This window comes from Pseudonocardia sp. HH130629-09, assembly GCF_001294645.1.
Lineage (GTDB): Bacteria > Actinomycetota > Actinomycetes > Mycobacteriales > Pseudonocardiaceae > Pseudonocardia.
This window is the reverse complement of the sequence record NZ_CP011868.1, coordinates 184,504-203,771: the sequence shown is the minus strand read 5'-3', so window position 1 is coordinate 203,771 and position 19,268 is coordinate 184,504. Positions and strand designations below refer to the sequence as shown.

The following is a 19,268-nucleotide window of genomic DNA, read 5'->3' as shown; positions in this document are numbered from 1 at the left end:
GGGGCTCGCTCAGCCGTCGACCGTGATGCCCATCGACCGGGCGGTGCCGGCGATGATCTTGGCGGCCTGGTCGAGGTCGTTCGCGTTCAGGTCGTTCATCTTGACCTGGGCGATCTCCCGGACCTGGGCCATGGTCACGCTGGCGACCTTGGTCTTGTGCGGCTCGCCGGAGCCCTTCTCGACACCGGCCGCCTTGAGCAGGAGCCGCGCCGCGGGCGGGGTCTTCAGCTCGAAGGTGAACGACCGGTCCTCGAAGACCGAGATCTCGACCGGCACGATGTTTCCGCGCTGGGCCTCGGTCGCCGCGTTGTAGGCCTTGCAGAACTCCATGATGTTGACGCCGTGCTGGCCCAGTGCGGGGCCGACCGGCGGGGCCGGCGTCGCTGCGCCTGCCTGGATCTGGAGCTTGATGATCGCGGAGAGCTTCCGCTTCTTGGGGGGCATGTCCGTTCCTCAGTGATCGATGTCCACGCCACGCGGCCCTGCCATGCCGCGGACGTTCCTCACGGGTGCGATCAGATCTTGGAGACCTGGTTGAACCCGAGCTCGACCGGGGTCTCCCGGCCGAAGATCGAGACCAGCACCTTGAGCTTCTGGGCGTCGACGTTGACCTCGGAGATGCTCGCGGGGAGCGTGGCGAACGGGCCGTCCATGACGGTGACCGACTCGCCGACCTCGAAGTCGACCTCGACGGTGGGGGCGCCGCCGGAGGAGGCGGAGCCGCCGGACGCGGACCTGCCGGCCTCGGCCTCCTTCTTGGGGGCCTCGACCTTGGGCAGCAGGAACTTCACGACCTCGTTGATCGTCAGCGGCGACGGCTTGGACGTCGCGCCGACGAACCCGGTGACGCCCGGCGTGTTCCGCACCGCGCCCCAGGACTGGTCGTTGAGCTCCATCCGCACCAGGATGTAGCCGGGCAGCACCTTGCGCTGGACCTTCTTGCGCTGCCCGTTCTTGATCTCGGTGACCTCCTCGGTGGGCACCTCGACCTGGAAGATGTAGTCCTCGACGTCCAGGGTCTGCGCCCGGGTCTCCAGGTTCGACTTCACCTTGTTCTCGTAGCCCGCGTAGGAGTGGACGACGTACCAGTCGCCGGGCGCGCGACGCAGCGCGGCGCGCAGCTCCTCCTCCGGATCCACGTCCTCGTCCGGCTCCTCCGCGACGGCCTCGGCCTCGTCGGCCTCATCGGCCTCGTCGGCGGTCGGGACCGTCCCGCCCGCGCCCTCCAGCGTCTCCGCCTCGGCGCCGGGGGTGCTGTGGTCGTCGGCCTCGGTGTAGTCACCGGAGACGGCGTCCGCACCGTGCGCCGCCGCGACGTCGGCGTCCTGGACGGACTGCTCGGGCAGCGTCTCGTCGGCCGCGTTCTCGGCGACGGCGTCGATCGCGGCCTCGTCGGCCGCCTCGTCGTACGCCTTGCTGTCGGAGGTCACGTCCTACTCGCTTCCATTGTTCGGTGTCGGTCGGAGCCGGTCGGCGTTCGTACTCGCGTCAGTTGCCGAACAGCAGGGCGACGCCCTCGGCGAACGCCGAGTCCAGCACGAACACCAGCGCCACCATGATCGACACGAAGATCAGGACCGCGATGGTGTACTTCACCATCTGGCTGCGGTCGGGCCAGATGACCTTGCGGAGTTCCGCGACGACCTCGCGCAGGAACCGGGCGAGCCGGGCGAAGAGCGACGGCTTCTTCTCCTTCGTCGCCGCGGTGGCGCGACCTGGGGTGGCGCGCCCCTTGCCGGGGGTGCTCGAGGGCCCGGAGGCCCGCCGTCCACGACGGTCGGCGGCGTTGCTCGGGCGCTCCCGCCCGGGCCGCTCCGACTCGTGCTCGTCGCTCACGCGTGTCGCCCTCCGCAGATGGCGGGCATCCGCCCGCCCTCGGTCACGTCCTCCGCTTCGGGAGAACCCTCGTCGCTTCGTCCGTGCCGTCTGCCGTGCCGCCGTGATCTCCGGTGGCCTGCGGCGTCGTGGCAGGGGTGACAGGACTTGAACCTGCAACCTGCGGTTTTGGAGACCGCTGCTCTGCCAATTGAGCTACACCCCTTTGCCCCGGTCCACCAGGTGGCCGCGGGGCGGACGCAACGGATCATCCGGTGCGCCCGGCTGGAACGAGTGTACGCACCCGCTCCCGCGGGCCCGTACGCCGGGTCGTCTCAGCCGGGGAGGACGACCTCGGCGCGGGCGCGGCCGAGCACCGTCTTCCCCTCGAAGGTCGCCTTGAGATCGACGACGGCGATCCGCTCGCCGTCCTGTTCGCGCACCTCGGCGACGGTGCCGGAGAGCTCGACGGTCGCACCGGTGTCGTCGTCCGGGACGACGACGGGCCGGGTGAAGCGGGTGCCGTAGCTGCGGATCGCGGCCGGGTCGCCGGTCCACGCGGTCAGCACGCGCCCGGCGAGCGCCATCGAGAGCATCCCGTGCGCGATCACACCCGGCAGCCCGGCGACCGCGGCGACGCGGTCGCTCCAGTGGATCGGGTTCAGGTCGCCGGAGGCACCGGCGTAGCGCACCAGGTCGGCGCGGGTGACCTGGACGGTCAGCGACGGCAGTGCATCGCCCTTGGCGCAGTCGGCGGCGGTCCGCGAGGTCAGCGGTGCGCTCACGCGTCCCCCTCGGTGCCCGTGTCCTCGCCGGCGGGGCTGACCAGCATCGAGTGCGTGGTCGCGACCGGCTCGCCCGCCGCGTCGGTGATCTCGCACCGCAGCGTCAGCATGTGGTTGCCGGCCCGGGTGCGCAGCTCGTCGACGTGCAGCACCGTGGTGAGTTCGTCGCCGGCGACGAGCGGCCTGCGGAACGTGACCCGCTGGTCGCCGTGGACCATGCGGGTGTAGTCCCACCCGAAGGCGGGGTCCCGGAGGAAGTCCTCGATGACCGGCATCGTGAAGCAGGTCGAGAACGTCGGCGGGGCCACCAGGTCGGCATGACCCGCGGCACGCGCCGCGTCCACCTCACGGAAGAGCGGGTCGTCGTCACCGATGGCGACGGCGAACTCGCGGATCTTCTCGCGACCGACCTGGTAGGGCCCGACCGGGTCCGAGCTGTGCCCGACCCAGGACTGGTCGACCACCGTCAGCTCCGGGAGTCGCTACGCACTCAGCGGGTCTCGCGGTGCGCCCGGTGGGTGCCGCAGTTCGGGCAGAACTTCTTGATCTCGAGCCGGTCGGGGTCGTTCCGCCGGTTCTTCTTGGTGATGTAGTTGCGGTGCTTGCACTCCTCGCAGGCCAGAGTGATCTTCGGCCGCACGTCCGTGGCCTTGGCCATCGCGGGTGCCTCCCAGCATGTCTCGTGAATGATGCGCCAACGTGGTGACGATGGCCGGACTTGAACCGGCGACACAGCGATTATGAGCCGCTTGCTCTACCAACTGAGCTACACCGTCATGCAAGGGGCCCCGCCGCATGCGGCGGGGCCCCTTGTCGAGCCCCCTTACGGAATCGAACCGTAGACCTTCTCCTTACCATGGAGACGCTCTGCCGACTGAGCTAAGGGGGCGGCAGTATCGGTGTCCCGCGGGGCCCGAGGGGCTCGCTCTCACCGACGGGAAGAACTTTACACCGGGGTTCCAGGGCCCCGAACGGGGGCCCCGGAACCCGGTCACCGCACGTCAACCACTGTTCGTCACCAGCTCGACTTGCGGACACCCGGCAGTGCGCCGTCGTGCGCGAGCTCGCGCAGGCGGACCCGGGACACCCCGAACTTGCGGAGGTGTCCACGCGGGCGGCCGTCGACCGAGTCGCGGTTGCGGACCCGGGTCGCACTGGCGTCGCGCGGCTGGCGGCGCAGCTCGGCGACCGCGGCGGCCCGCTCGGACTCCGGCGTCGTGGGGCGGGCGATGATCGCCTTCAGCTCGGCGCGGCGCTCGGCGTAGCGGGCGACGATCGCCTTCCGCCGCTCGTTCTTCGCGATCTGTCCGGTCGTGGCCATCAGACCTTCACCCCGTTCGCCCGGACCTTCGCCACCGCGGCGGAGACGCCGATCCGGTCCACCGTCCTGATCCCCTTGACCGAGAGCGTGAGCTTCACCCAGCGGTTCTCCTCGGCCAGCCAGTAGCGACGGGTCTGCACGTTGGGGTCCCAGCGCCGGCTGGTCCGCCGGTGGGAGTGCGAGACCGACTTGCCGAAGCCCGGCTCACGGCCGGTCAGGTCACAGCGCTTGGCCATCGCTCACCGTCCCGCGTGCGGGTAGGGCAGCAGGGCCATCTCCCGCGCGTTGCGGATCGCGGTGGCCACCTGCCGCTGCTGCTGGCCGGTGAGCCCGGTCACCCGGCGGGCGCGGATCTTGCCGCGGTCGGATATGAACGTGCGCAGCAGCGCGGCGTCCTTCCAGTCCACGTGCTCGATCCCCCGCTGCTTCAACGGGTTGGCCTTGCGGCGCGGCGCGCGCACCGGCTTGGCGCGTGCGGGCATCAGCGCTCCTCCTTGAACTCGACGTGCCTGCGCACCTTCGGGTCGTACTTGCGCAGGACCAGGCGGTCGGGGTCGTTGCGGCGGTTCTTGCGGGTCACGTACGTCGTGCCCGTCCCCGCCGTCGAGCGCAGCTTCACGATCGGCCGGACGTCGGTCGACTTGGCCATCGCGCCCCTCCTCTCAACATGGGAATCGTTTTCGTTTACGATACACCGGACCGCGACCACGTCCGACTCCGGGAGGAAGACATGACCGAGCTGGTGGTCCTGTGCGGGACCGAGGCCGACGGGGTGGAGCGGACGATCACGCGGATGCGCGAGCTGGACCCGGGTGTCGTCGTGCTCCACCACGACCTGCGCGACCTGGGCCGCGGTGTGGTGCACCGGCGGCTGCGCGACGCGGACCGCGACGAGCGCACCGTCCTGGAGCTCGCCCACGGCTGTGTCAGCTGCACCATCCGCGAGGACGTGCTGCCGACCCTGGCCGCGCTGGCCGGGACGGTGGACCGAGTGGTGCTGCACCTGGACCCGCGTCTGGAGCCCGAGCCGGTGTGCTGGGCGCTGGGGGCGGTGGTGTTCGAGCCGCCGGGGCGCGAGGCCTGCACCGCGACCGACCTCGTCGACCTGCGCGGCGTGGTGGCCGTGCTCGACCCGGACAGCTGGCTGGACGACGCCACCGGGGACGCGACCCTGCCCGAGCGCGGGCTGTCCACGCTGCCCGACGACGAGCGGACCGTCGCCCAGCTCGCCGTCGGCCAGGCCGAGTTCGCCGACGTCCTCGTGCTGACCCGCGCGGTCGGGCCCGGGGGTGCGGACCGGACCGCCGCCGTCCTGGACCGGCTGTGCCCGACCGCACCCCGGCTGCTCGCCGGGCGTGCCGACCACCGGGTCTTCTGCGACGGGCTCGGCCCCGAGTCCCGCCGCGGCGTCCCCGGCGGGGTGCACGACCCGCTGCTGCGCGGCGCACCCTCGCTGGACGCCGCCAGTGGCGTCCGCACCCTGCTGTTCTCCGCCCGTCGCCCGTTCCACCCGGACCGGCTGCACGAGGCCCTCGACAGCCTGCTCGACGGCGTCGTCCGGGCCCGCGGCCGGATCTGGCTGGCCACCCGGCCGGACGCCGTGCTGTGGCTGGAGAGCGCGGGCGGCGGCATGCGGATCGGGCACGCCGGTGACTGGCTCGCCGGCGCCGACGAGCAGGCCTGGACCGAGGCCGGCGACCAGCGCCGAGCGATGGCCGCGCTGGCCTGGCACCCGCGCTGGGGCGACCGCGCCCAGGACGTCGTCGCGATCTGCCACGACGCCGACCCCGACGAGATGGACGCCGCCCTGCGCGCCGCACTGCTCACCGACGCCGAGATCGCGGCCGGCGAGGACGCCTGGTCCGCCCTGCCCGACCCGTTCGGCTGGGCCCACGACGAGCCCTGCGCCGAGTCCGAGCCCGTGGGGCCCGCCGCCCTGGACGACCCCACCGTCCGTTCCGACCGAGAAGGAGACCTCTGATGGCCGTTCCCAAGCGACGGACGTCGCGATCGAACACCCGACACCGCCGGTCGCAGTGGAAGGCGACCACGCCCGATCTGGTGCCGGTCACCCTGGAGGGACGCCGACACCTGGTGCCGCGCGCGCTCGTCCCGGCCTACCGACGGGGTCTGCTGCCGCCACCCACCGGGCGGGACTGAGGAGACCCCTTACCCGCGGGCCCCGCGCGGCCCGCGGGACGGCGTGATCGCCCGATGCCCGGGCGGTCCCCTCAGCCGCAGTGTCGTCACCATGCTGATGACACACATCCCGATGGACCCCCTCGTCGCCCTCGCCGAGCAGCGGCAGGCCCGGCTGCGGGAGGAGGCGGACCGGTACCGCGCGGCGCGGCTGCTGCGCGGCGCGGCCGGCCCGTCGGCGGTGGGACGGCTGTGGCTGCGGCTGCGTGCCCGGCTCACCGCCTCCCGGCGGCCGAGACAGGCCCCCGGACCGGCCGGGCCAGCGACGCTCCCGCCCGGGGCCACCGCGGCCGCACCGGAACCGGGCCGTGCGCCGCACCCGGTGCGGGCCGGGACTCGTGGCTGAGCCGCGCGTCCGGGCCGTGCCCGCCGTCGTGGGCCCGGGAGTGTCGGTGTCCCGTGCCACGATGCGCTCCATGACGGCGGCAGCGACCCACGGGTGCGGCCCCAGCGGCCCGGACACGGACGAGCTGGTCGGCCGCGCGGAGGAGCTCTCCGGGCTGCTCCGCGACCTCGACGCGGCCCGGGCCGGGCGGGCCCGCGCCGTGCTGCTCGCCGGGGAGGCGGGGATCGGCAAGTCCCGGCTCGCCGCCGCGCTCGGCCGGGCCGCCGCGGAGGCGGGCGTGCAGGTAGTCGTCGGGCGGTGCCTGGACGAGGGCGGCGCGGCACTCCCCTACCTGCCCTTCTCCGAGGTGCTCGGCGCGCTGGACCGGGCCGGCACCGCGCTGCGGCCGGTGCTGCACGGGCTGCTGCCCGGTGCGCCGGAGGCGCCCCGCCCCACGGGAGGGGACGGGGACTCCGGGCGCCTGCAGGTGTTCGACGCGGTGGCCGGTGCCGTGCGCGACGCGGCGGCGGCGGCGCCGCTGCTCGTCGTGCTGGAGGACCTGCACTGGGCGGACCGCTCGACCCGGGAGCTGCTCGCCTTCCTGCTGGCCCGACTGGGCTCGCAGCGGCTGCTGGTGCTGGGCACCTACCGCTCCGACGACCTGCACCGCAGGCATCCGCTGCGCGCGTCGCTGGCGGAGCTCGTCCGGCTGCCCGCCGTCCATCGGGTCGAGCTCGGACCCCTCGCGCCCGACGCCGTGCTGGCGCTGGTCCGGGCCCGGGCGGCCACCGGGGGCGTCGACGAGGCCACCCTGCGCCGGATCGCCGCCCGCAGCGAGGGCAACGCCTTCTACGCCGAGGAGCTCGTCGCGGCGGGGTCCGACGGGCTGCCGGGCGGACTGGCCGACGTGCTGCTGACCCGGCTGGACCGGCTCGGTCCATCGGCGCGGGAGGTGCTGCGGGTGGCCTCGCTGGCCGAGCGGAGCATCTCCCACGACCTGCTGCGCGACGCGTCCGGGCTCTCCGCCGTCGATCTGGAGGTGGGCCTGCGGGAGGCGGTGTCGCACCACCTGCTCGTCGCGGATCCGGCGCCCGGCGCGGAGTCCTACGCCTTCCGGCACGCCCTGCTCCGCGAGGCCGTGCACGACGACCTGCTCCCGGGCGAACGGGTACGGCTGCACTCCCGGCTCGCCGCGCTGCTCGCCCGTCGGGACGACGCCCCCGGGGTGGCCGCCGCGCTCGCCCGGCACGCGCTGGCCGCCCACGACCTGCCGCGGGCGCTCGCGGCGTCGGTGCGGGCCGCCGAGGAGGCCCGCCGGCGGCACGGCCCGGCCGAGATGTTGGCCCACGCCGAGCGGGCACTGGAGCTGTGGTCCGCCGTCGAGGACCCCGAGCGGCTCACCGGGGTCACCGAGAGCGCGCTGACCCGGGAGGCGGCCTGGGCGGCGAGTGCCTCGGGCGATCCGGAACGGGGCACCACCCTCGGGGCCCGGGCGGTCCAGGTCGCCGATCTCGGCGGGGACCCACGGGCCAGGGCCGAGGCTCGCCGGCACTACGCGATGCGGCTGCTCGACAGCGGCTCCCGGGTGGACGCGGCGGTGGCCGCGGCCACGGAGGCCGTCGAGCTGCACTCCGGGGGCCCGCCCGACACGGAGCTGGCCTGGTCGCACGCCGTGCTCGCGCGGGCGCACCTGAACACCGACCACGCCGAGCCCGCCTGGTCGCACGCCCGCGCGTCGCTGGCGGTGGCCCGGGCGGTGCACGCCATCGCGCCCCCCGCGGACGGGTCGGCCGGGTACCGCGACCTCAGCGCGGTCTGCGCGGACGCACTGATCACCCTGGCCTTCTGCGCCCGGATGGAGGGGGACCCGCAGGCCGCCCGGGACCGGCTCGCCGGGGCGGCCTCGCTGGCCGCCGCCTCCGGGAACCGGGTCGTCGAGCTGCGGACCGTGTGGAACCGCGGGGTGTCGTTCATCGAGGACGGCCTGCTCGACGCCGCCGCGGAGGAGCTCGCCGAGGGGGCCCGCCGGGCGGCCGCCCACGGGCTGCTCTGGGGCGGGTACGGCCTGGAGTTCCGGATCGCGCAGGTCCGCGTCGACGCGCAGCGCGGGGAGTGGGACGCCGCCGTCCGCACCGCGGCGGACATCGACCCCACGCTGCCGCTGCGCGTCACCGGGCTGCTGGCGGTGGCGGGTGCGCTGGTCGGCGTGGCCCGCGGAGATCTCGACGGCGCCGAGGAGCTGCTCGCCGCGCTGGCCGCCGAGCCGCCGGCGCACGACCAGGCCGCGTTGTTGCAGGGCGTCGTCGGGGCCGAGTCGGCGCGCTGGCGCGGGGATCCCGCCCTGGCCGTGGACCGGGTCGCCGGCGCGCTCGGGGTGCTGCGGGCGGAGTACCCGCACCACCTCGGCGAGCTGGCGCTGTGTGCGCTGGGCGCGGCGGCCCGGGCCGACCTCGCGGAGGCGGCCCGTACCGCGGGCGACCCCGCGGGGGCGGACGCGCACGCCGGGGCGGCGGCCGGGCTCGTCGACGAGGCGGCACGCACCGCCGAGCGCGGCCTGCCCCGCGGCACCTCGGTCGGGCCGGAGGGCCGGGCGTGGCTGGCCAGGGCCCGCGCCGAGGCCGCCCGGGCCCGCGGCGACACGGCACCGCAGGTCTGGGATCCCGTGGTAGAGACCTTCGCCGGGTACGGCGACCTCTACCGCGCCGCGGAGGCCCGGTGGCGGCGGGCCGAGGCCCTGCTCGGACGGGCGCACCGTGGTGGCCCCGGCAGCCACCGCGAGGCCGATCGCCGCGCCGCTGCCGAGGACCTGGCGGTCGCGGCGACCGAGGCCGACCGGCTCGGCGCCCGCCCGCTGGCCGAGGCCGTCACCGCGCTGCGGGTGCGGGCCGGCGACGGCGGTCCCCGGCCCGGTCCGGCAGCCGGTGGTGGTGGTTCCCCGCTCACCCCACGCGAGCACGCCGTGCTGGAGCTGGTCGCGCACGGGCTGACCAACCGGGCCGTCGGCGAGCGGCTGTTCATCTCCGAGAAGACCGTGAGCGTGCACCTGTCCCGGGCGATGGCGAAGCTCGGCGCCGCCGGCCGCGCCGAGGCGGTCGCGCTCGCGCACTCCCGGGGTCTGCTCGCCCCACGGGAGTGAACCCTGCCCACCGGCTGTCCCCTCCCCGTGCGGGCCGTGACGTGCGCCACCGGTCGTGCCTAGGGTCGGCCGTACCGCACGTCACCAGCAGACCGATGGAGGTCGCATGGTCGCCCACGGGGTCGTCCCACCGTCCCGGACCGGCAACGGAGCGGGGGTGCCCGCATGATCGCCCGCTCGCCCGCCCCGGACCTGGACCTGCCCGCGCTGCCGGCCTCCGCGACGCTCCGCGGCGCCGCCGACCGGTTCGGCGACACCACGGTGCTGCACCAGGCCGGGCACGAGCTCTCGTTCCGCGGGCTGCTGGAGCGCGCCTCGGCGTTCGCGCACGCGCTGCACGCCGACGGGGTTGGCCGCGGCGACGTCGTCGCGCTGCACCTGCCGAACTGCCCGCAGTACGCGATCGCCTACTGGGGGACGCTCCTGGCCGGGGCCACCGTGACCCCGGCGAACCCGCTGCTCGCCCCGGACGACCTGGGGGCACAGCTCGCCGACGCGGGGGCCGTCGTCGTCCTCAGCTGGGAGGCGGCGCTGCCCGCGGCACTCGCCGCGCGGCCGGCGACCTCGCTGAAGCGCGTGCTCGTCACCGGCGCCCACGGGGACCCGGAGCAGCCGGGGCCGGAGGTGACCGGGCTCGGTGCGTACCTCGACGGCAGGCCGTCGACACCGCCGGGCACCGACCTGGAGGTGGACCCGGACCGCGACCTCGCCCACCTGGCCTACACCGGTGGGACCACCGGCCGGTCCAAGGGCGTGCGGGTCACCCACCGGCACGTGCTCACCAACGCCCTGCAGGCCGCCTGCTGGGGCACCGGCGCCCGGCCGGACGTGACCACCACCGGGTACGGGCCCGGCGTCGTCCTGGCCGACCCCGGCCCCGTCTCGGAGTTCCCGACCCCGATCGGCACCGGACGGGCGATCGGCATCGCCCCCTGGTTCCACGCGATGGGGACGATCGGCGGGCTCAACGTCCCGCTGCTCACCGGGACGACGACCATCGTGCACGCCCGCTTCGACCCGCGCGCCTACCTGGCCGACGCCACCCGGTTCGCCGTCACCACGCTGTCCGGGGCGCCACCGGTCTACGCCGCGCTCCTCGCCCACCGCGAGACGGCCGGGGACCTGTCGTCGGTGCGGTCGCTGACCTCGGGCGCGGCACCGTTGCCGGCCGAGATCATCCGGGCGCTGCGCGACTGGCTCGGCGAGGACCTGGTCATCTCCGAGGGCTACGGCCTGACCGAGGTGACGATGGCCGCCACCCTCGGCCCCGCCGCCCGGTCGGCGGACCGGCGACCGGGCACCGTCGGGCTGCCGGTCGCGGGCACCGAGATCCGCATCTCCGGACCGGACGGGGAGGAGCTCGACGCCGGGGCCGAGGGCGAGGTGTGGATCCGCGGGCCGCAGGTCACCGGCGGCTACCACCGGCGCCCGGCCGAGACCGCGGCCGCCTTCGACGGCGACGGGTGGCTGCACACCGGCGACGTCGGCGTCCTCGACGAGGACGGCTACCTGCGCATCGTGGACCGGCTCAAGGACATGCTGCTCCACAAGGGCTACAACGTGTACCCGCGCGACCTGGAGGAGCGGCTGCTGGCGCTGCCCGGCGTCACCGGTGCGGCCGTCGTCGGGCGCCCGGTCGGGGTCGACGGCGAGCACCCGGTCGCGTTCCTGACCACCGCACCCGACGTCGACGAGGGCACGGTCCGCGCCGCCGTCGACGGGCTGAACGAGCGTCTGCTGCCCTACCAACGTCTGCGGGAGGTGCATCTGGTCGGGGCGATCCCGGTCTCGGCGGCGGGCAAGGTGCTCAAGCGGGACCTCCGCGAGCAGCTGCCGACGCCGCCTCCGCGCGCAGCGAAGGAGTGATGTATGACCACGCTGCGTGATGGACGGACCGCTACACGGGTGGGTGTGCACCCCCAACGAGTGGAGTGATCACTCCGACGGTTGGCGTAGAGGGTGACCGGATAACAGGGTGGTCGTACGACACGACAGACGGGTGGAAGCAGGAGCCGGCGGCGCGCACCGGGTCCCGAAGAACCCCGTATCGACTCCCCCGAGATCGTGGTGATCGTCATGTCCGCGCCAGCCGTCCGCATCCCCAGCCCGCGCCGCCCCCTGGGCGCCCTCCCCGCCACCCCGTCGGTCCCCGCACCGCGGGTCGGTGGGGCCGTGCCGACGGAGCGGGTCGAGGGGCGGCACCGTCGTCGCGAGGACCACGTCGACCTTCCCGCGCCCCGCCGGGAGCGTCCGCGGTCGACCTCCCCGCAGGCACCAGGCGTCCCCGCACCGCGGCCGGCGTCGGCGGGGCGTGCGGGTGCGGCGCAGGAGCACCGGGCCACGCAGCAGCAGCGCGCACAGCAGTACCGCGCCATTCCGAGTCAGGCTCAGCGTCCGGCCCCGCGTCCGGCCGGCACGCCCGCGCTGCCCACGGGCAGTCCCGTCCCGGCACCCCATACCGGAACTCCCGACCGGCCGCACGGCGTCGTCGCGGCTCAGGGCGCCGCCGGGCACGGACGCGCCGACGGGCCATCACCCGTCGCCCGCACCCTGGACGTCCTGGGCCGGGTCGGCAGCATCACCACGATCGCGGCCATGCTGGTCCTGTCCGCCGCGCTGGCCGGGCTCGCCGACGGCACCCCGCCGACCGGAGCCGCCGCCGAGGTCGCCGTGACGACCCTGCGCTGAGCAGGGGTCAGGCCGCGTCGGAGCGCGTCGCCCGCTCCGGCGGCACCGCCTTCATGACATGGTCCACCAGGTTCAGGACCATCCGGTTGCCGCCGAGGCGGTATCCGAAGTCCTCCCAGCCGAGCAGCTCGCGCGAGATCAGCTCGCCGACCGGTCCGGGGTAGATCCGGGTCGCACGGAACGCGGCCGCGCGGATCCGCATCTTCTCGTGGTGATCCATGGGCTGCGGGTCGGTCATACCCTCACCTCCACGTCAGGGGGACTGGACGTGGCGCGTCCTCCACACTGAGTGGCTCGCCTGCCCTCCATGGTGACACCCCCACGCCCGAGCAGCAGACGACGTGCGCAGGATCTCAGGGCCCGCGTCACCGCGGTGTTCCTCCCCGGTCACGCCGACGTTGCACGGGCGATCACCCGACCGGCCGAGCCCGGTGGATACCGTGGCCGCATGGCCGACCGCACCCGGGACCTGCTGTGGTCCGACGTCGACACCCTGTACCAGGCGATCCTCGCCCACCCGTTCGTCACCGGGCTGACCGACGGCTCGCTGCCGCACGAGACGTTCCGGCACTACATCGTCCAGGACGCGCACTACCTGCGCGGCTACGCCACGGCGCTCACCGTGTGCGCGGCGAAGGCCCCGACCGACGACGACACCCTGATGTTCGCCGAGCACGCCGCCGGTGCCATCGCCGCCGAGCGCGAGCTGCACGCCGACCTGCTCGGCGCGCTCGGGCTCACCGCGGAGCAGGCCCGCGAGATCCCGGTCGCCCCGGCCACCCGCGCCTACGTCAGCTACCTGCTCGCGACCGCGTACGGCGGGTCCTACGCCGAGGGCGTCGCCGCGGTGCTGCCCTGCTACTGGATCTACGGCCGGGTCGGTGAGCACCTGGTCGGCGCCGGCTCTCCGGACCCGGTCTACCAGCGCTGGATCGACATGTACGCGGGTGAGGAGTACCACGCCGTCGTCGAGGCCGTGCTGGACGCGACCGACCGGGTCGGCGCCGCCGCGTCGCCGACCGAGCTCGGTCGCATGCGTGAGCACTTCACGACGACCTCGCGCTACGAGTGGATGTTCTGGGACGGCGCCTACCGCCGCGAGACCTGGCCGGTCTGACCGCCTCAGCGGTCGTCGAACCGGTCCGGGATCACCAGGTGCAGGAAGAACGACACGATCCCGACGACGATCGCGCCCCAGAACGCCGCCCAGAAGCCGTCGACGGCGAACGGCAGGTTCAGCACCGACGACAGCCAGCCCGTCAGCAGGAACATGAGCGCGTTCACCACGAGCGCGAACAGTCCCAGCGTGAGGATGTAGAGCGGGCAGCCCAGCGTCGCCACGATCGGCTTCACCACGGCGTTGACCAGGCCGAACACCAGGGCGACGCCGATCAGCGTGAGGATCGAGGTGGTGGTGCCCCCACTCTCCAGCCGGATGCCGCCGACCAGCACCGTCGCCACCCACAGCGAGGCGGCGACGACGAGCGTGCGGATGGTGAAGGTGAGCACGGGGCTCGGTGGGGTCATCGGACGGTCACCGCCTGCTGGACCAGCGTCTGGAGCTGGGATCGGATCGGGTAGGTGCTGGAGGGGACGAGCTGGGTCATGAAGACGACCGCGATGTCGTCGACCGGGTCCACCCAGAACGCGGTGGAGGCCAGCCCGCCCCAGGCGAACGTGCCCTCGTTGGCGAAGCCCTTCGTCGCCGGGCCGTCGACCACGGTGGAGAAGCCGAGGCCGAAGCCGACACCGGAGAACGCGGACTCGGAGAAGATGGGGCGCCCGACGGTGTCGAGGTCCCCGCCGCCGGGCAGGTGGTTGCGGGTTGCCCTGGCCAGCGTGCGCGGGCCGAGGATCCGGGCGCCGTCGAGCTCACCGCCGCGGGCGAGCATCCGGGCGAACCGCAGGTAGTCGCCGGTGGTGGACAGCAGTCCGCCGCCGCCGGAGAGGAACGTGGGCTCGCGGGTCGCGGCCCGGGCGAGCACCTTGTTCTCGACCAGGCCGCCGCCGGGCCGGGCGTTGTAGAGCGTGGCGAGCCTGCCGGCCTGCGGGGAGTCCTCCGGCACCCAGAACGCGGTGTCGGTCATGCCGAGCGGCTCGGTGATCTCCTCGCGGAGGAACTCGTCGAGACGGCGCCCGGAGGCGACCTCGACGACCCGGCCGAGCACGTCGGTGGCCACCGAGTAGTTCCATTCGGTGCCCGGCTGGAACAGCAGCGGGAACGACGCGAACTGCTCGCTCGCGGCCGCGAGGTCCATCCCGGACGGTGCGCCGAACTCGAAGCCCTTGGCCCGGTACATCTCGTCGACGGGGTGGGCGTGGTGGAAGCCGTAGGTCAGGCCCGCGGTGTGGTTCAGCAGGTGGTGCACCCGCACCGGTTCGAGCGCGGCCACGGTGCCCGGGTTCTGCGCGGAGCCGCCGCTGTAGACGCGCTGCTCGGCGAACGCCGGGATGTAGCGCGACACCGGGTCGGTGAGCTCCAGCGCGCCACGCTCGGCCAGTATCAGCGTGGCGACCGAGGTGATCGGCTTGGTCATCGAGTAGATGCGCCACAGCGTGTCGTCGGTCACCGGGGCCGCGGAGTCGAGGTCGCGGACGCCGAGGTGGGTCAGGTGCGCGAGCCGGTCGTGGCGGGCGACGGCGATCGTCGCGCCGGCGAGGCGGCCGTCGTCGATGTAGCGGCGGAAGTGGGTGTCGATCCGGGCCAGCCGGGCGGGGTCGAGGCCGACCTCCGCCGGGTCCGCCTCGAGCGTGCCGAAGGTCGGGGAGGTCACGGTCACGACCCTACCCGCGAGCCGCGTCCACGGTTCTGACGATCCTGCCGCCCCGGCTCAGACCGGCACGATCTCGTAGCGGGCCAGGCGTTCGCCGCGCAGCGCGGTCGCCCGCAGCGCCGCCGCCAGTGCCCGCGACGCCCGCGGCAGCCGGGCCGCGACCTCGGCGGGTGGGGACGCCGCGTCGCAGGAGGCGGCCAGGCGCAGCCCCCACGGCTCGAGCTCGCGCGGGTCCTCGCAGGTCCAGTCGACCTCCAGCTCGCGCAGCGGGCCCGCGGCGAGCCGCCCGGCCGCGCCGCGGGAGAGCAGGTCGGTGACGAGCTCGGCGCCCGGGAGCATCCGGGCGGCGGTGAACACGATCCGCTGCACGCCCTGCTCGGGCAGCAGCGTCAGTACCCGGTCGGAGACGACCAGGTGCGGGCCGGGCAGGTCGCGGGCCAGCTCCAGCCAGTCCTCGTCGAGCGCGGACCCGGCCACCAGGTGCGCCGGGCCCGCCAGCAGCTCGCGGCGCAGCTCGGCCACCCCGGGCAGCTCGACGTCGACCCAGTGCGCCGGGCCCTCGTCGCCGAGTCGTCCCGCGCGGTCGCCCAGCCCCGGCCCCAGCTCGACCACGGTGCCGCCCGGGTGCCGGCGCGCGAACTCGCGCACCCACTCGTCGAACACGGCGACCCGCAGCAACGTGGACAGCGTGTCGGCCCGTCCGGGCGCCGAGCCCAGGTCCAGGTCCTCGGCGACGACGGCGGCGGCGTGGTCCCCGACCACCGGATGGCGGCGACGGGCGTCGCGGGCCCTGGCGTGTGCCGCGGGCAGCGACGTCGCCTCGAGCGCGTGCAACCGCGGACGGCGTCGTTGCGTCACGGTGTCCTTCCCCCCCTCCAGCGGGCCTCCGCGTGGCGTCGGCGCTGGTCGCGCGAACGTACTAGTTGCCCGGCAGGGCGCCCGAGCCGGGAGGCGCCGGGCGGTGGGTGGCTCGCGGTCGGAGGCACACGAGCGGCCCCCGGATGCCGGACTCCGCAGCGGTGCCCCGGTCGCTGAGCACAGCGACGTCACCGCCGGCTCTCGGCACCACCTGCCCCGGAAGGACGACGGTGACGCACCGGGCTGACCGCCTCGAGCTGCTCGGCGAGGTCGAGCAGCGACACGTCCGCCCCCCGACGTGCGACCAGCTGGACCCCGATCGGCATCCCGGCATCATCGGCGCCGAACGGAACGGTCACCTCCGGCGCGGGAAAGGGCGTCACCGGCAGCAGCAGCGCATCGCATGAGTCGAACCAGCGCTCGGCATCTGCCCGAAGGGTCGCGACCGCACGCTCCGCGTGCTGGAGTACCGAGGCCTCTGCGACCTCGGCGGCAAGCACCGCACGGGTGACCTGGTGGAGTTCGACGGTGCTCCCGGCCACGAGCTGCTCGAGGTAGGGCTGCATCTCGGCGGTGGAGAGCTGGGCGGACACACTCGTCCAGTCGCGGTGGGCGAGCCACTCCGGCGAGGTCCGGTGCACACGGTGCCCCAGTTCGTCCAGCGCTTCTGCGGCGCTGCGCACGGTGTCGGTCACGGAGGGAGCCAGGGGGCCGACGGCATCCCCGACCAGCCGATGCGCCACTGCTGACGAGCCCCCGGCGCCGCGGGCGGACGAGGGCCTCGACCCGCCGACCCGTCCATGACGGCCAGCGCGAGCCGCAGGTCCCGCACACTGCGCGCCATGGGGCCCGCGTGCCACCAGCGCAGGAGCGCAGCCGGAAAGTGCCCCTCGAGCGGGATGCGGCCGTAGGACGGCTTGAGCGCGGCGATCCCCGTGTCGTGGGCCGGCCCACGGACCGAGATCGCGACGTCGCTCCCCAGGCCGAGGGGCGAGAGACCGGCAGCGATCGCAGCGGATTCCCCGCCGCTGGAACCTCCGGGGGTACGGCTCGGGTCGTACGGGTTGACGGTGCGCCCGCTCAGGCAGTTGTCGGTCTCGGTCCAGTACGACATGTCGGGCAGGTTCGTCTTGCCGATGAGTACCGCGCCGGCTGCCCGGAGCCGCGCGACCGCACTCGCATCCACCGGCGGCACCCGTTCGGCGAACAGCCTCGACCCACGAGCGGTGCGCACACACTCGGTGTCGAAGGAGTCCTTGACGGTGAACGGGACACCCGAGAGCGGGCCCGGACGGGGGTTCGCGGCCTCGGCCAGCACGCTCGGCGACCACGGTGACGAAGGCGTTGAGGGTCGGATCGTGCCGGTCGATGCGCGCGAGGTACGTCTCGACGACCTCGGTCGCAGAGAGTTCGCCGGACGCGATGCCCGCGGCCCATCCCGTCGCGTCCCGCCACTCATGATCGTGCGCAGGCATCGGTCCACTCGCCTCTCCGTGAACCGCTCGTGATCGCGTGATGTTCCGTCACCCGACGGGCGCCGTGGCTCCCCACCGGACGTCCGGGTGCTGGGCATCCCGGGGCTGTCCTGGGTTCGAGCGAACAGGCCGATGACTTGGGGCCGGACGGCCGGTCGGAGCTGGTGCGGGCACGACGCCCGCACCGGACCGGGCAGGTGATGATCGATGCACGACGACGCGCCGTCGCGGACATGGACCCGCACCGTCGTGCTCGCCCCCGGTGAGGTCCGCCCGCACGTCGAGGACGAGTGGCGGGGCGCCGTCGTCGTGGTCGACGCCGGGCGGATCGAGCTGTGCTGCGCCGCAGGCGGGAGCCGGACCTTCGGTGCCGGTTCGGTGCTGTGGTTCACCGGGCTGAGCCTGGTCCGGATCCGCAATCCTGGCCCGGACGAGGCGGTGTTCCGCGGCATCACCCGCGGGCCGCCCTGACCGCCGGTCCCCTCTGCTCAGCAGGCCGCGTCGAGCGCCCGCTGCCAGATCCCGTTGCGGGTCGCGACGAGCCCGAGCTCGCGCGGGTCGGTCACACACACGCCTCGGGGGCGGTGGGTGTCCCACAGCGCCGCGTCGTCGAAGACGGCTCCGCAGCCACCGAACCTGCGGCAGCAGTGCGCCCGGTCCGGCCCCACCCACTCGGTCCCGCAACAGGACATCCGCATGATCCGCACGGCGGGCAGGCTACGGGGCACCCCCGACAGTTCCGGTGGGCGGCGGGACCCGGTCGGTTGCGAGCAGGTCGTACCAGACCCCGTCGTCGACGATCTCGTTCTCCGTGCCGTGCACGCCGTCGGCCCGCGGGCGGCCCCACAGCCGGAACCCGGCGCGCTCGGCGACGCGGCGGCTGGCGGTGTTGTCCGCCGCGGCGCCGAGCTGCAGCCGGTGCCGGCCCATCCCGCCGTCGGCGACCGGAGTGAACGCGTGCCGCACGACGCGCCGGACCGCCGCGGACACCGCGCCGCGGCCGCGGGCGTCGGGGTGGGCGCGGTAGCCGACCTCGCCACCGGTCGGGGAGTAGGGCCGGTCGGTGCCGAACACCGACAGAGTGCCGAGGTAGCAGTCGTCGTCCGGGTCGGCGATCACCCAGCCGACGCCGGCGCCCAGGGAGCGCTCCAGCGGATGGTCGCGCAGCCAACGACGGGCGTCGTCGTCGGTGTAGGGCACCGGCAGTGTGGCGCTCCACCAGCGGGCGACGGGGTCGTTGCACGCCTCGACGTGCCGGGCGAGGTCGGCCTCGGTGGGCGGGCGGAGCCGGACGCCGTCGCCGTCGAGCACCGGGTGCGTCCACCACGTCGTCGCGGGGGGACGGTCGGCGACGGGTGTGCCGGGCAGCAGGACGGCGGTCCAGGCGTCGACCAGGCCGCCCTCGGCAGGCAGGGCCAGGGTCCGGACACCCTCGAACCGGAACCCGCAGGCGTGTGCCACCCGCCAGGACGCGACGTGCCCGGCACGGCAGTCCCAGTGCAGCGCGGCGAACCCGGCGACGTCGAAGCCCCAGTCGGCGGCCAGCCGCAGCGCACGGCTCGCGAGCCCTCGTCCACGCGCCCAGGGTGCGAGCAGGTAGCCGACCGACGGCACCGGGTTGCGACGCAGGTCGATCGAACCCGCGTAGCGGGGGCGGCCGTCGTGCTCGGCCTCCACCGCCCACACGTACTGCCGGCCGGTGTCCCACTCCCGCCCGGTGAGGTCGATCCACTCCCGGGCCCCGCGTTCGCCGGTGGTCGGGGTGAGCGAGGTCCAGCGCTGCACGACGGGATCGCGGTACACCTCGAGCATCCCGGGGACGTCGGCGTCGGTGTGCGCGCGCAGGGTCACGACCCCGTCGGTCAGTACGGGAGGGACGGTCACCACGTGAC

At 74.5% G+C, this 19,268-nt stretch carries 26 protein-coding genes and 3 tRNA genes; 8 read left to right on the top strand and 21 right to left on the bottom strand.

Translation table 11 applies throughout. The annotated features are described in order from the left end of the window. Positions 1-9: 9 nt before the first annotated feature. The 13 genes from rplK to rpmG (XF36_RS00900) form a co-directional block, all read right to left on the bottom strand. A complete protein-coding gene (rplK, locus tag XF36_RS00960; protein WP_020623288.1) occupies positions 10-444 on the bottom strand; it encodes a 50S ribosomal protein L11 in 435 nt (144 codons plus the stop codon). Positions 445-515: 71 nt separating this feature from the next. After that, on the bottom strand, positions 516-1,346 hold the full coding sequence (gene nusG / locus XF36_RS00955; protein ID WP_145981556.1) for a transcription termination/antitermination protein NusG: 831 nt from the start codon (positions 1,344-1,346) through the stop codon (positions 516-518). Between the two features lie 142 nt (positions 1,347-1,488). After that, a complete protein-coding gene (gene secE / locus XF36_RS00950) occupies positions 1,489-1,836 on the bottom strand; it encodes a preprotein translocase subunit SecE (protein WP_060710515.1) in 348 nt (115 codons plus the stop codon). Positions 1,837-1,965: 129 nt separating this feature from the next. Then, positions 1,966-2,041 (bottom strand) — tRNA-Trp (locus XF36_RS00945). Positions 2,042-2,150: 109 nt separating this feature from the next. After that, positions 2,151-2,600 (bottom strand): MaoC family dehydratase, encoded by a 450-nt coding sequence (locus tag XF36_RS00940; RefSeq protein WP_020623291.1) that lies wholly within the window; start codon positions 2,598-2,600, stop codon positions 2,151-2,153. After that, entirely contained in the window at positions 2,597-3,064 is a 468-nt protein-coding gene (locus tag XF36_RS00935) for a MaoC family dehydratase N-terminal domain-containing protein (protein WP_020623292.1), read from the bottom strand. Before XF36_RS00935 ends, XF36_RS00940 begins: the two co-directional genes overlap by 4 nt. 26 nt (positions 3,065-3,090) lie before the next feature. After that, positions 3,091-3,258, bottom strand: a complete 168-nt coding sequence (gene rpmG, locus XF36_RS00930; RefSeq protein ID WP_020623293.1) for a 50S ribosomal protein L33 — start codon at positions 3,256-3,258, stop codon at positions 3,091-3,093. A 42-nt stretch (positions 3,259-3,300) separates the two neighbouring features. Continuing rightward, positions 3,301-3,376: transfer RNA gene (locus XF36_RS00925), tRNA-Met, on the bottom strand. A gap of 40 nt (positions 3,377-3,416) precedes the next feature. Next, positions 3,417-3,489: transfer RNA gene (locus XF36_RS00920), tRNA-Thr, on the bottom strand. Positions 3,490-3,615: 126 nt separating this feature from the next. Further along, complete coding sequence (gene rpsN / locus XF36_RS00915; protein ID WP_020623294.1) at positions 3,616-3,921, bottom strand: 30S ribosomal protein S14; 306 nt, start codon at positions 3,919-3,921, stop codon at positions 3,616-3,618. After that, positions 3,921-4,157 carry a 50S ribosomal protein L28 gene (rpmB, locus tag XF36_RS00910; RefSeq protein ID WP_020623295.1) on the bottom strand — a complete coding sequence of 79 codons (237 nt, stop codon included), beginning with the start codon at positions 4,155-4,157 and terminating at the stop codon, positions 3,921-3,923. The genes rpsN and rpmB overlap by 1 nt, the downstream gene beginning before the upstream one ends. A gap of 3 nt (positions 4,158-4,160) precedes the next feature. Further along, on the bottom strand, positions 4,161-4,403 hold the full coding sequence (rpsR, locus tag XF36_RS00905; protein WP_020623296.1) for a 30S ribosomal protein S18: 243 nt from the start codon (positions 4,401-4,403) through the stop codon (positions 4,161-4,163). Further along, entirely contained in the window at positions 4,403-4,570 is a 168-nt protein-coding gene (rpmG, locus tag XF36_RS00900) for a 50S ribosomal protein L33 (RefSeq protein ID WP_020623297.1), read from the bottom strand. The genes rpsR and rpmG (XF36_RS00900) overlap by 1 nt, the downstream gene beginning before the upstream one ends. A gap of 81 nt (positions 4,571-4,651) precedes the next feature. On the opposite strand from rpmG (XF36_RS00900), the gene mrf reads away from it, so the two are divergent. From mrf to XF36_RS00870, 6 genes are all read left to right on the top strand, one after another. Continuing rightward, entirely contained in the window at positions 4,652-5,902 is a 1,251-nt protein-coding gene (mrf, locus tag XF36_RS00895; protein ID WP_060710514.1) for a ribosome hibernation factor-recruiting GTPase MRF, read from the top strand. Next, on the top strand, positions 5,902-6,081 hold the full coding sequence (gene rpmF, locus XF36_RS00890; RefSeq protein WP_060710513.1) for a 50S ribosomal protein L32: 180 nt from the start codon (positions 5,902-5,904) through the stop codon (positions 6,079-6,081). Before mrf ends, rpmF begins: the two co-directional genes overlap by 1 nt. Positions 6,082-6,172: 91 nt before the next feature. After that, positions 6,173-6,466: a hypothetical protein gene (locus XF36_RS00885; RefSeq protein ID WP_060710512.1), complete on the top strand. Its 294-nt coding sequence runs from the start codon at positions 6,173-6,175 to the stop codon at positions 6,464-6,466. Positions 6,467-6,536: 70 nt separating this feature from the next. Further along, positions 6,537-9,581 carry a helix-turn-helix transcriptional regulator gene (locus XF36_RS00880; RefSeq protein ID WP_064485355.1) on the top strand — a complete coding sequence of 1,015 codons (3,045 nt, stop codon included), beginning with the start codon at positions 6,537-6,539 and terminating at the stop codon, positions 9,579-9,581. Positions 9,582-9,746: 165 nt separating this feature from the next. Further along, entirely contained in the window at positions 9,747-11,447 is a 1,701-nt protein-coding gene (locus XF36_RS00875) for a class I adenylate-forming enzyme family protein (RefSeq protein ID WP_060710511.1), read from the top strand. A 210-nt stretch (positions 11,448-11,657) separates the two neighbouring features. Then, entirely contained in the window at positions 11,658-12,269 is a 612-nt protein-coding gene (locus XF36_RS00870) for a hypothetical protein (protein WP_145981222.1), read from the top strand. A gap of 7 nt (positions 12,270-12,276) precedes the next feature. Here XF36_RS00870 and XF36_RS00865 read toward each other — a convergent pair whose 3' ends face one another. Beyond that, positions 12,277-12,507 (bottom strand): hypothetical protein, encoded by a 231-nt coding sequence (locus XF36_RS00865; protein ID WP_020623463.1) that lies wholly within the window; start codon positions 12,505-12,507, stop codon positions 12,277-12,279. A gap of 210 nt (positions 12,508-12,717) precedes the next feature. Between XF36_RS00865 and tenA the strand changes: the two genes are divergently transcribed. Then, positions 12,718-13,386, top strand: coding sequence for a thiaminase II (gene tenA / locus XF36_RS00860; RefSeq protein WP_060714316.1), 669 nt, complete (start codon positions 12,718-12,720; stop codon positions 13,384-13,386). Positions 13,387-13,391: 5 nt separating this feature from the next. Here tenA and XF36_RS00855 read toward each other — a convergent pair whose 3' ends face one another. The 5 genes from XF36_RS00855 to XF36_RS33555 form a co-directional block, all read right to left on the bottom strand. Beyond that, the gene (locus tag XF36_RS00855) at positions 13,392-13,796 is read right to left on the bottom strand and encodes a phage holin family protein (RefSeq protein ID WP_060710509.1); all 405 of its coding nucleotides are present in this window, start codon (positions 13,794-13,796) and stop codon (positions 13,392-13,394) included. Further along, the gene (locus XF36_RS00850) at positions 13,793-15,043 is read right to left on the bottom strand and encodes a serine hydrolase domain-containing protein (protein ID WP_202968463.1); all 1,251 of its coding nucleotides are present in this window, start codon (positions 15,041-15,043) and stop codon (positions 13,793-13,795) included. The genes XF36_RS00855 and XF36_RS00850 overlap by 4 nt, the downstream gene beginning before the upstream one ends. 57 nt (positions 15,044-15,100) lie before the next feature. Continuing rightward, positions 15,101-15,901: a class I SAM-dependent methyltransferase gene (locus XF36_RS00845; RefSeq protein WP_168169443.1), complete on the bottom strand. Its 801-nt coding sequence runs from the start codon at positions 15,899-15,901 to the stop codon at positions 15,101-15,103. Between the two features lie 188 nt (positions 15,902-16,089). Continuing rightward, entirely contained in the window at positions 16,090-16,596 is a 507-nt protein-coding gene (locus tag XF36_RS33560) for a hypothetical protein (protein WP_238589058.1), read from the bottom strand. Then, complete coding sequence (locus XF36_RS33555; protein WP_238589057.1) at positions 16,593-17,219, bottom strand: amidase; 627 nt, start codon at positions 17,217-17,219, stop codon at positions 16,593-16,595. The genes XF36_RS33560 and XF36_RS33555 overlap by 4 nt, the downstream gene beginning before the upstream one ends. A 364-nt stretch (positions 17,220-17,583) precedes the next feature. Between XF36_RS33555 and XF36_RS00835 the strand changes: the two genes are divergently transcribed. Next, positions 17,584-17,847: a hypothetical protein gene (locus XF36_RS00835; protein ID WP_060710506.1), complete on the top strand. Its 264-nt coding sequence runs from the start codon at positions 17,584-17,586 to the stop codon at positions 17,845-17,847. A gap of 17 nt (positions 17,848-17,864) precedes the next feature. On the opposite strand, the gene XF36_RS00830 is transcribed toward XF36_RS00835, so the two are convergent. Beyond that, entirely contained in the window at positions 17,865-18,074 is a 210-nt protein-coding gene (locus XF36_RS00830; RefSeq protein ID WP_238589267.1) for a hypothetical protein, read from the bottom strand. A gap of 19 nt (positions 18,075-18,093) precedes the next feature. After that, a complete protein-coding gene (locus XF36_RS00825) occupies positions 18,094-19,260 on the bottom strand; it encodes a GNAT family N-acetyltransferase (RefSeq protein ID WP_145981220.1) in 1,167 nt (388 codons plus the stop codon). Between the last annotated feature and the right edge of the window lie 8 nt (positions 19,261-19,268).